Annotated in this window: 10 protein-coding genes; all 10 read right to left on the bottom strand. The window is 36.2% G+C overall.

What is annotated here, in order from left to right:
- Positions 1-149 precede the first annotated feature (149 nt).
- A complete protein-coding gene (gene trxB / locus ACEE93_RS01620; RefSeq protein ID WP_449154614.1) occupies positions 150-1091 on the bottom strand; it encodes a thioredoxin-disulfide reductase in 942 nt (313 codons plus the stop codon).
- Positions 1092-1154: 63 nt separating this feature from the next.
- Entirely contained in the window at positions 1155-2591 is a 1437-nt protein-coding gene (locus tag ACEE93_RS01615; protein ID WP_449154613.1) for a tetratricopeptide repeat protein, read from the bottom strand.
- A 5-nt stretch (positions 2592-2596) separates the two neighbouring features.
- Complete coding sequence (locus ACEE93_RS01610; protein ID WP_449154612.1) at positions 2597-3094, bottom strand: acyltransferase; 498 nt, start codon at positions 3092-3094, stop codon at positions 2597-2599.
- Positions 3091-3933, bottom strand: a complete 843-nt coding sequence (gene lgt, locus ACEE93_RS01605) for a prolipoprotein diacylglyceryl transferase (protein ID WP_449156351.1) — start codon at positions 3931-3933, stop codon at positions 3091-3093. Before lgt ends, ACEE93_RS01610 begins: the two co-directional genes overlap by 4 nt.
- Entirely contained in the window at positions 3930-4862 is a 933-nt protein-coding gene (hprK, locus tag ACEE93_RS01600) for an HPr(Ser) kinase/phosphatase (protein ID WP_449154610.1), read from the bottom strand. The genes lgt and hprK overlap by 4 nt, the downstream gene beginning before the upstream one ends.
- A gap of 273 nt (positions 4863-5135) precedes the next feature.
- On the bottom strand, positions 5136-5480 hold the full coding sequence (locus tag ACEE93_RS01595) for an SHOCT-like domain-containing protein (protein ID WP_449154609.1): 345 nt from the start codon (positions 5478-5480) through the stop codon (positions 5136-5138).
- Positions 5477-8326, bottom strand: coding sequence for an excinuclease ABC subunit UvrA (uvrA, locus tag ACEE93_RS01590; RefSeq protein ID WP_449154608.1), 2850 nt, complete (start codon positions 8324-8326; stop codon positions 5477-5479). The genes ACEE93_RS01595 and uvrA overlap by 4 nt, the downstream gene beginning before the upstream one ends.
- A gap of 5 nt (positions 8327-8331) precedes the next feature.
- On the bottom strand, positions 8332-10314 hold the full coding sequence (gene uvrB / locus ACEE93_RS01585; protein WP_449154607.1) for an excinuclease ABC subunit UvrB: 1983 nt from the start codon (positions 10312-10314) through the stop codon (positions 8332-8334).
- A gap of 143 nt (positions 10315-10457) precedes the next feature.
- The gene (locus tag ACEE93_RS01580) at positions 10458-10697 is read right to left on the bottom strand and encodes a CsbA family protein (protein ID WP_449154606.1); all 240 of its coding nucleotides are present in this window, start codon (positions 10695-10697) and stop codon (positions 10458-10460) included.
- Between the two features lie 4 nt (positions 10698-10701).
- A complete protein-coding gene (locus ACEE93_RS01575) occupies positions 10702-11343 on the bottom strand; it encodes an HD domain-containing protein (protein ID WP_449154605.1) in 642 nt (213 codons plus the stop codon).
- Positions 11344-11492: the final 149 nt, after the last annotated feature.

Below are 11492 nucleotides of genomic sequence, written 5' to 3'. Positions count from 1 at the left end.
ATACTTTATGTCTCAGCCCTTATCTTCGTATGTATTTAAAAAGAGACCATCATAGAAAGAGGTCAGGACAATTCGTATGCTTCATTGCCCTAACCTCATCTTAAAGTCTGGAGAGGGACGGAAATCTATTTGACTTCAGAGTCCCACAATTATTCTGCTTGATCTTTTAAACGTTCGATATATTCTTGCACACTTTGTGCTGCAATACTACCGTCACTTGTAGCAGTTACAATTTGACGTAATCCTTTTTCACGTACGTCTCCTGCAACATAAATACCTTCTACTGCAGTACTCATATCTGGATTACCCACAATATATCCTGCTTCATTTGTAATGCCTAAGTCTTTAAACGGCGCAGTTAAAGGTTGCATACCAATGTACACAAATAATCCATCTGCTTCAACAGTTTGTTCTGAGCCATCTTCTGTAGATACAAGTGTTAAAGAACCTACCTTACCATCTTTTTCATTAACTGATTTTAAAGTATGATTCCAAATAAAGTCGATTTTATCGTTTTTAAACGCACGTTCTTGAAGAATTTTTTGCGCACGTAATGTGTCACGACGGTGTACAATCGTCACTTTATCCGCAAATTTAGTTAAAAATGTACCTTCTTCGACAGCTGAATCGCCGCCACCGATGACATAGACATTTTTATTTTTGAAAAATGCCCCATCACATACGGCACAATAACTTACACCGCGGCCACCTAGTTCTTCTTCACCAGGCGCACCGATTTTTTTGTATTCCGCACCAGTTGCGATGATAACTGCTGATGCTTCAACTTGGCTTGAGCCTAAATCAATTACTTTATAGTCGCCTTTATCTTCAATGCCTTTGATGTCACCATATTTATACTCAGCACCAAACTTTTTAGCATGATCGAACATTTTATTAGATAAGTCTGGCCCTGAAATCATTTCAAAACCAGGAAAGTTTTCAACCTCTTCAGTATTCGCCATTTGTCCACCTGGCATACCACGTTCAATCATTACTGTATTTAAATTAGCTCGAGAAGCGTATACAGAAGCTGTCATTCCAGCAGGTCCTGCACCGATAATCGCAACATCATATCTTACATTTTCTGACATGATTCGTTCCTCCTCTTAATATCATTATTCGCATTTTATATCATTTCTATAGGATGCGCAAACTCATATGCTCAAAAGCACATTAAGCGCATCATCAAATTGTTCTTTTGTAATATCAAACATTTCCATCACACTTTGTGGCGTCATTTCAGGTGCTGTAGGTTTAAAGTATAAATAAACTACACTCGCCACATATTGACGTACTTTGTCTGTGTCTACATTATTTTGCAATAAATTCTCTGCATGGTCAATCCAACTTAAGAATAAAGCTGTTTCATGTTCAGTAGCTTGATTTTGATACAGTTCAAGCATACCACGATGAATAAAATGTAATTTCGTCAATTGTAAATCTTGAATGAGATATGACAAGTATAACTTCTCATAATCGCCCATTTCTTCTAAAACTTGCCATACCTTTTTAGTCATCAATACTTCTTTGCCATTCATTTGATTTAATAAGAAAATACCATAAAGCCGTTCATGTTGATCGTCACTTACCAATAATGGTTGAATATGACGATCAAAGTAATCCATACTTTCTTCAATAACCCATGGTGGTTGCCCAGGATTTACTTTAGCAACATCTAGTAACTGTTGCCAAAAATATTCACTGTCTTTTTCATTTCCAAGGTAATAATAATTGAAAGATAAAGCATGGAAGAGTTGAAAGGTATGGAATTTTCCCTTTCGATATAAGGGGACCAATAATTGTTGAGAAGCACTATACTGTTTAAGATAGCTTAAGACAATACCCAGTTTAAAAGATTCGTCATCATTAATCGGAATGACTTTATTTAACATTTGAACATAGTGATCAAACAAGTAGGTCTCATTCATATTGTACAACAATAACGTATAATGACAAAGGGCATGGACATCAGTTGGATCCTCTTTTAACAATCGTTCGAACATTGCTTTTGCGCGTTCATTTTCGTTTAAATATAAATAACACATCGCAAGCAAATTACGTACAACGCGATGATCTTGGATGTCCTCATCTTGTCTCAAGATATATTCTCGTGCATCTAATAAGCGTCCTTGACCAAACAAATATTGGAAAATGATTTGAACAATAAATAATTGACTTTCAACCTCTAACTGATGCTCACCATTAAATGAAACTTCAAACATTTCTTCCAGTTTCGAACGATATGTCTCATCTTGTGTCAGATGCGCATAATTCACGCCAAAGAGATACGCTTTATTGGGTTCGTTACAAGCAATGTTTAACTCGCTCAAATCATAATAAGACGCTTCTAAATGATTGCCTTTGCTGATTTCTTCAAAATATAAGGCTTCTGCTTTATTAAATGCGCCTAATTGGCGATAACATGTCGCTAATTGCTGTTTCGCTTCAAAATAATCAGGTGACAATGCCAACACTTTTTCAAAATAACGTTGCGCTTTGACATAGTCTTGTTGTTTCATTTTCTGTTGTGCCAAACGTTCGTATACCGACACGTCTGAGTCTAGTTGTATTAAGTTATTATTCTGCGTCATCATTGTCACCTCTTTCTATTTTTATTTTCATAAATTTGAATTGGATTACCATAGGCAACTGCACCATCTGGAATGTCTTTCGATACAACACTTCCAGCCCCTATTTTAACATGTTGACCAATTTTAACACCAGGTAGGATGGTTACATTAGCGCCTATCATCGTGTGATCCCCAATAATCACCTTGCCAGTTCGAAACGCTTCATTTAAATATTCGTGTGTTAATATTGTCGTTTGATAACCGATAATGACATCGTTACCAATGATAATATTTTCGGGATATAGTAAATCAGGGACTACTTTATATGCAAAAGCCGACTTTGCTCCGATTGTCATATTTAATAAACGACGATACATCCATCGTTTTATACTCACAAATGGCACAAATCGTGCTATTTCAATAATGATTGTATTTTTTAATATTTTAGTAAATCTAACATAACGGTACATCGTCCATAAGGTGTTACTTTTTTGAGCAGGGAAAGTAGTTAATCGACGTTTCATTTTCGTTTACCCTTCTGAGATGTTGGCCACGGAAGGACATTGGCCGATTGATACTGTGGAATACCAGATTTTGTTCTACGCCAAACTATCATCGCGATACCAACGAGCACAAGTACAATAGAAACTAATTGGGCCACACGTATCGTGTCCGTTAACATCAAACTATCTGTTCTTAATCCCTCGACGAAAAAGCGTCCTATAGAGTACCAAATTAAATACATAAAGAATGTTTCACCTACGTGTAGGTGTTTACGGAGCGTGATTAAAATAATAAATCCTAATACATCCCATAGTGATTCATATAAAAATGTCGGATGATAGTAAACACCATTGATATACATATTATTAATAATCCAATCAGGTAAATGTAAATTCTCTAAAAACGAACGAGAAACTGGGCCACCATGCGCTTCATGGTTCATAAAATTACCCCAGCGGCCAATACCTTGAGCTAAAATAATACTAGGTGCCACAATATCACCTAATTGAAATGGATTCCAGTTTTTGCGATATGCATAATAAATTCCCATAGCAAATGCGCCAATTAAACCACCATGTATCGCAATGCCGCCTAACCATATCATCGGCATTTCAATAAGGTTTTGTAAATAGTAATCTAAATTAAATAACACGAAATATATCCGTGCGGTAATAACGGCTACAATCACACAAACAATCAACATATTAATTAAATCGTCTTCTTTAAAGCCGACACGTTGTGCACTTTTTTGGGCGATACCATACCCAATTAAAATCGCTGCAGCAATAATAATGCCATACCATCGAATTTCTAATGGTCCGATCGAAAAGGCGATGGGATCAATATATCCTAAGTTCATCTTGATGCTCCTTTTCCATTTTTCATAATTTCTGCATTAAGGCGTTCATTAAACTCCTCAGCTGTATTAATGCCCATAATATTTAAACGATAATTCATTGCAGCCACCTCAATAATAACGGCTACATTACGTCCAGGTCTTACAGGAATTGTCTTTTTCGTAATTTCAGTATCTAATATTTTTAGCGTTTCTTGATTTAGTCCTACGCGGTCATATAATTTATCTTCTTGCCATGTTTCTAAATTAATATTAAGACGAATACGTTTTTGCGTTAAAATCGAGCCCGCACCAAATAAAGTCATCACATTAATAATGCCTAAACCTCGAATTTCAAGTAAATGTTCGATAATTTTAGGCGGTTTGCCAATCAGCTCATCTTTTGTAATTTCTTTAATTTCAACGTTGTCATCTGCGACTAAACGATGACCTCTTTTAACTAATTCTAACGCTGTTTCACTTTTTCCTATGCCTGAATCTCCAGTAATTAAAACACCGACACCATACACATCCACTAATACACCATGTAAAGATGTCGATTTTGCCAATTCATGTTCTAAGTAGGTCGTGAGTCTTCCCATCACACGTGTTGTTGCTTCTTTAACATAAATCAGCGGCGTATCGGAATCCTTCGAAGCACGTAATAACTCATCTGGTGCTTCATGACCTCTTGTAATAATAATAGCTGGCGTATCTGGACGACATAACTTACGCATACGTCCCTTACGTTCTTCATCTGGCAACAAATTATAAAATGAGAGTTCAGTCGTCCCTAATAACTGAATACGATCAGAAGCATAATGCGAAAAATATCCCGCCATTTCTAAACCTGGTCTTGAGATATCTGTATTATGTATGGGGCGATCGAGACCCGCTTCACCAGATATGACTTCTAAATCAAAGCGTGCCACTAAATCTTTCGTCGTTAACATAGTCCCACCTCAATATAATATGATAATCAAATTAAGCATACCATGCACTCAATGACTTATATTACCATTTCACTTTATTTTATGTCCTACATTATACATGAAAATAAGTGAATGTAAGCTAAAAAAGGTTAAAACGTCACAGAACTAAACCAGAACACACCACTCATCAACAAGCACTCAATATTTAAGTATGACATCTTTGATTATCCTGTTAACAATATAAAAAAAGTGAGACACATCTGACGTGCCTCACGCTTTTCTACACTTAATATATTAACGTTTTGAATCAAACTGTTTCTTTAAAGATTCTAAGATGTCTTCAAGTGATTGTTCTGTTTGACGTTGTGTTTGATCAGTTGAATTAAATCCCTTACGTAACGTATCAGAAAACTCTCGAAAAACATCATATACGCTTTCTTCCAATGATGTTTGTTTAGATTGACGCTCATTATTTTCTTTTGCTGTTGTGTTTTGAGTTTGTGATGTGTTGTGTTGATTGTCATGTTTAGTTGTTTCGTCTGAAGTAGGTTCCATCGCTTCTAATAATGTAATGGCTTCGTCTACAGAAATATGCCCTGCTTGTAGTAATTCTAATACTTTAACTTTACCTTGATTCATTTCATAGCCTCCGTTCTTTGTTGATCACGTTCTAGTATTGATTTTAAATATTGACCTGTATAAGATGCTTCGTTATTGGCAATTGCTTCTGGTGTACCTGTTGCGATAATCGTACCACCACCATCGCCACCTTCAGGACCGAGGTCAATCAGATGATCGGCAGTTTTAATCACATCTAAATTATGCTCAATAACAACAACAGTATCACCATTGTCTACTAACTTATTAATTACTTTTAGTAACCGTTTGATATCATCCACATGTAATCCAGTTGTTGGTTCATCTAAGATATACAAGGAGCGTCCTGTTGAACGTTTGTGTAACTCTGAGGCCAGTTTCACACGTTGCGCTTCCCCACCTGACAATGTTGTGGCAGGTTGACCTAATGTAATATAGCCAAGTCCAACATCCACTAACGTTTGTAGTTTCCGTTTGATTTTAGGAATATTTTCAAAGAAATGAAAGGCATCTTCAACCGTCATTTCTAAAATATCAGCTATATTTTTACCTTTATAAGTGACTTCTAACGTTTCGCGATTATAACGTTTACCATCACATACTTCACATGGTACATACACATCAGGTAAAAAGTGCATTTCTATTTTGATGATACCGTCACCTTTACAAGCCTCACAACGACCGCCTTTAACATTGAAACTAAAACGTCCTTTTTGATACCCTCTGACTTTCGCTTCATTTGTAGAAGCAAATACATCACGAATATCATCAAAAACGCCTGTATATGTGGCCGGGTTAGAACGAGGTGTTCGACCAATCGGAGACTGATCGATATCAATAATTTTATCAACTTCTTCTATGCCATCGATACGCTCATGCGCGCCTGGTTTCACTTTCGCATGGTTAATTTCTTTAGCTAACGTTTTATATAGCACTTCATTAACCAACGAACTTTTGCCTGAACCTGAAACACCTGTGACAACATTAAGCAATGATAACGGAATATCTACATCCACGTTTTTTAAATTATTACTTTTCGCTCCTTTAATAGAAAGCTTACGATCTGTTACCTCTCGGCGATGCTCAGGAATTTCTATAAATTTTTGACCACTTAAGTACTGACCTGTGAGTGATTTTTTCTTGCGCATCACTTGTTTTGGTGTACCGCTTGCTACAACTTCACCACCGTGATCGCCAGCACCTGGACCCACATCTACTAAATAATCTGCTGCAAGCATTGTATCTTCGTCATGTTCAACTACAATCAATGTATTTCCTAAGTCGCGCATTTCTTTCAAAGTATTGATTAAACGATCATTGTCACGTTGATGCAACCCTATTGAAGGTTCATCAAGTACATACAGTACCCCTGTGAGTCGAGAACCAATTTGGGTAGCTAATCGTATACGTTGCGCTTCCCCTCCTGATAATGTTCCAGAAGATCGATTAAGCGTAAGGTATTCTAAGCCCACATTGTTTAAGAACGATAATCTTTCTATAATTTCTCGTAAGATTAAACGTGCAATTTGAAGATCTTGATCAGATAATTGTAAGTTTTGATAGTATGCTAATGCTTCATGAATTGATTTTTCAACAACATCACCAATATTTTGATCTCCAATATACACTGATAAAGCTTCTCGGCTTAAACGTTTACCGTGACATGTTTCACAAGGTTGTTCTACCATATATTTCTGCATCATTTCACGCACGTACTCTGAAGGCGATTCATGATATCGACGTTCGATATTTGGAATGACACCTTCGAACGGCATCGTACGTGTACGATTTTGACCATTACGTGCTTTAAACTTAAATTTAATCTCTTTGTCCCCAGAACCATATAAAATAATATTTTTCTGACGATCTGTTAACTTTTTAAATGGTTTATCCATATTAATTTTATATACTTCACATACACGACTGAGTAGTGTTGGATAAAAATCAGAACTAGTCGGTTCCCAAGGGACGATAGCACCTTCATTTAAACTTTTATTTGGATCCGGAATCACTAATTCTAAATCTGCTGTTAACTTTTGACCTAGCCCATCACATGTTGGACAAGCACCAAATGGACTATTAAAACTAAACATTCTCGGTTCTAATTCACCGATAGAAAAACCACATATTGGACATGCGTGTTTCTCTGAAAATTCAAGCGGTTCCCCATCAATCACATCTACTAATAGATGACCGTCAGATAACTCAAGTACCGTTTCAATAGAATCTGCTAGTCGTGATTCTATACCTGGTTTTACTACAAGACGGTCCACAACCACCTCAATAGTATGGTTCTTATTTTTGTCTAATTCTGGTACGGCTGTAACATCCATAATCTCGCCATCAACGCGCACACGAACATAGCCTTTTTTACTAATATCATCTAATAACTTTTCATGTGTTCCTTTTCGATGTTTAACAACAGGTGCCAACAATTGAATTTTTGTACGTTCTTCTAATTGTAGTATTTGATCAGACATTTGTTGCACGGTTTGAGATTGGATTTCGATACCATGGTTAGGACAATACGGTTGTCCAATACGTGCATAAAGTAAACGAATATAATCGTATATTTCCGTTACAGTCGCAACGGTTGAGCGAGGGTTTTTGCTTGTCGTTTTCTGATCAATTGAAATGGCTGGTGAAAGACCTTCTATCGTATCTACATCTGGCTTATCCATTTGCCCTAAAAATTGGCGAGCGTAGGCACTGAGGGATTCTACATATCGACGTTGACCTTCAGCATAAATCGTGTCAAACGCTAAAGATGATTTTCCAGAACCAGACAAACCAGTCATCACGATTACCTTGTTTTTCGGTAATTCGATATCTACATTTTTTAAATTATGGGCACGTGCCCCTTTAATGACAATTGATGGTTCTTTCATGTAATTCACCCTTCTGATTTTAGTTCAAATAATAAATCTCTTAATTCTGTCGCTTTTTCGAAATCTAATGCTTTTGCTGCCTCTTTCATTTCTTTTTCGATGTTTTCTATTGTTTTTTCGCGTTCTTTTTTAGTCATTTTTTGAGGTACTTCTTTACGCTCATCTTCATTTGTTTCATCAGTTTCAACTGTCGCACTAATCACATCATGTATTTGTTTTTTGATGGTAGTTGGCGTAATACCGTGCTCTTCATTATATGTCATTTGAATTTCTCGACGTCGTTCAGTCTCATCAATCGCATATTGCATGGAGTCAGTGATCTTATCGGCATACATAATCACTTCCCCTTTATCATTACGCGCAGCACGACCAATTGTTTGAATTAATGACCGTTCAGAACGTAAGAATCCTTCTTTATCGGCATCTAAAATGACGACAAGGGAGACTTCCGGGATGTCTAACCCTTCTCTTAATAAGTTAATACCGATTAATACATCAAACGTTCCCATACGTAAATCACGTATAATTTCAATACGTTCTAACGTTTTGATCTCAGAATGTAAATAATTTACTTTAACACCTGCTTCTTTTAAGTAGGTTGTTAAATCTTCACTCATTTTTTTCGTTAATGTTGTAATGAGTACACGTTCATTTTTGGCAACACGTTCTTGAATTTCACTTAATAAATCATCAATTTGATTTTTCGTAGGACGTACATCAATTTTTGGATCTAGCAATCCAGTTGGACGAATGATTTGTTCGACCATTTCATCCGTATGTTCTAATTCATATGGTCCTGGTGTTGCTGAAACATATACAAGTTGGTTTGCCTTTTCTTCAAATTCTTCAAATTTTAGAGGGCGGTTATCTAATGCACTTGGCAAACGAAAACCGTGCTCCACAAGTACATTTTTTCGCGCTTGGTCTCCATTATACATACCACGAATTTGCGGTAACGTAACATGGGACTCATCAATCATAATGAGCCAATCATCCCCAAAATAGTCAAGAAGCGTATAGGGTGTCGAACCAAGTGGACGTAGCGTTAAATGAACAGAGTAGTTCTCTATACCAGAACAGAATCCCATTTCTCTCATCATTTCAAGGTCATAGTTTGTACGTTGCTCTAAACGTTGTGCTTCTAGTAATTTATTTTCGCTTTTTAATTTTTCAAGTTGTGTTTCTAATTCTTTCTCAATACGTTGAATTGCTACTTTCATTTTTTCTTCACGGGTAACGAAGTGAGAAGCTGGGAATAAAGCGAAATGCTCACGTTCACGAATGACTTCACCTGTTAAATAATTAATTTCGCTCACTCGATCAATTTCATCACCGAAAAATTCAACGCGAATACATAATTCTTCACGAGAAGCTGGGAAAATCTCAACCACATCTCCACGGACACGGAAAGTTCCGCGACTAAAGTCAATATCATTTCTTGTGTATTGGATATCCACTAGTTTGCGCAGTAACTCACTGCGATCCATTTCCATACCTACACGAATACTAACAACTAAGTCTTTATATTCTTCTGGGTTACCTAAACCATAGATACAGCTGACACTCGCGATAATAATGACATCATCTCTTTCAAAAAGCGCACTTGTCGCTGAATGCCGAAGTTGATCAATTTCATCGTTAATTGAAGCATCTTTTTCAATGAATGTATCCGTCGATGGTACATAAGCTTCCGGTTGGTAATAATCGTAGTAACTCACAAAATACTCGACTCTATTTTCGGGAAAGAACTCTTTAAACTCACTATACAGTTGGCCAGCGAGTGTTTTATTATGTGCGATAATTAATGTAGGTTTGCCAACTTCTTTAATGACGTTACTCATTGTAAAAGTTTTACCAGTCCCCGTTGCACCTAATAACGTTTGATGGCGTTTGCCTTGCTTAACGCCTTCTGCTAATTCTGCTATTGCCTTAGGTTGGTCCCCTTGAGGATCAAATTTTGAATTTATTTTAAATGGGTGGTGTTCCATTGTGTTCGCCCCCTAATAACAGTAATATCTCTATTTTAACAAATTTACATTAGAACAAACAAACATCTGTTCGTTTTTAAACATATTAAAAAGCGAGAATAGTGGGTGATTCATCTTTTTGAAACGCCCTTATTCTCACCTCATTATCTTAAATTCTCATCTTTATGCATTTTTAACTGATCGACTATGATGTATCCAGCTAGGATCGATACTACGTCTAAAAAGATAATCCACTCATCGTGGAAAAAGCCTTTGTATACAGAAACGCCAATTAAAACAAGTGCAACCAGTGTGCCAATCCATTTATTACGAGTCACAACACTGAATACAATGACTAATATACACGGAAAAAAGGAAGCTGAAACATACCAGATTAAAGACATCCTATCACGTCTCTCTATTATTTAATATGCGCATCGTTGTTTCTTTTAATTCTGTCCGTGGAATAAAACGTTCTGTTAACATTTCTGGAATGATGTTATCGATAAAGTCTTGCACTGAATACAAATGATCAAATTGCATAATCGTTTCTAAACTCATTTCATAAATTTCAAAAAATAAAGGTTCTGGATTACGTTTTTGAATTTCACCGAACGTTTCATATAATAAATCAATTTTATCGGCTACCGATAGAATTTGTCCTTCTAACGAATCATCTTTACCTTCTTGCAAACGACGTCGATAGATTTCTTGATATTCTTCAGGGATATCTTCACTAATGAAGGTTTCAACCATTTCTTCTTCTACTTGAGAAAATAGCTTTTTAATTTCGCTACTCGCATATTTTACTGGTGTTTTAATATCACCTGTAAAGATTTCCGCAAAATCGTGGTTTAGCGCTTTTTCGTATAAACTCTTCCAATTCACAGTTTTCCCATGATGCTCTTCTACTGTTCCTAAATATTGAGCAATTTTAGTGACTTTAAATGAATGTGCTGCAACGTTATGCTCAAAATATTTAAATTTACCAGGCAATCTGATTAATTTTTCTAAATCGGATAATCTTTTAAAATATTGATGAACACCCATTATGAAGCCTCCTTTAACCCTTTTATTAATTATTGATTAATATAACATATTCCGCTTTAATGGTTCATGCTTTAAACGAAATTTAGCAAAAGCTTCACAATTCAGCACCACATTTATTCCCGAATTATTCAATTAAATTCATTTCGCGC

It is taken from the genome of Staphylococcus sp. 11262D007BW, from assembly GCF_053547815.1.
The sequence above is the reverse complement of the archived record's forward strand: the minus strand, read 5'-3'. Positions and strand labels throughout refer to the sequence as shown.

What these genes read in the sequence shown, in the direction of transcription:
- uvrA (WP_449154608.1), bottom strand. Translation starts at nt 8,326, where the DNA reads ATGAAAGAACCATCAATTGTCATTAAAGGGGCACGTGCCCATAATTTA.
- ACEE93_RS01610 (WP_449154612.1), bottom strand. Translation starts at nt 3,094, where the DNA reads ATGAAACGTCGATTAACTACTTTCCCTGCTCAAAAAAGTAACACCTTA.
- ACEE93_RS01580 (WP_449154606.1), bottom strand. Translation starts at nt 10,697, where the DNA reads ATGTCTTTAATCTGGTATGTTTCAGCTTCCTTTTTTCCGTGTATATTA.
- hprK (WP_449154610.1), bottom strand. Translation starts at nt 4,862, where the DNA reads ATGTTAACGACGAAAGATTTAGTGGCACGCTTTGATTTAGAAGTCATA.
- ACEE93_RS01615 (WP_449154613.1), bottom strand. Translation starts at nt 2,591, where the DNA reads ATGACGCAGAATAATAACTTAATACAACTAGACTCAGACGTGTCGGTA.
- ACEE93_RS01595 (WP_449154609.1), bottom strand. Translation starts at nt 5,480, where the DNA reads ATGAATCAAGGTAAAGTTAAAGTATTAGAATTACTACAAGCAGGGCAT.
- uvrB (WP_449154607.1), bottom strand. Translation starts at nt 10,314, where the DNA reads ATGGAACACCACCCATTTAAAATAAATTCAAAATTTGATCCTCAAGGG.
- ACEE93_RS01575 (WP_449154605.1), bottom strand. Translation starts at nt 11,343, where the DNA reads ATGGGTGTTCATCAATATTTTAAAAGATTATCCGATTTAGAAAAATTA.
- lgt (WP_449156351.1), bottom strand. Translation starts at nt 3,933, where the DNA reads ATGAACTTAGGATATATTGATCCCATCGCCTTTTCGATCGGACCATTA.
- trxB (WP_449154614.1), bottom strand. Translation starts at nt 1,091, where the DNA reads ATGTCAGAAAATGTAAGATATGATGTTGCGATTATCGGTGCAGGACCT.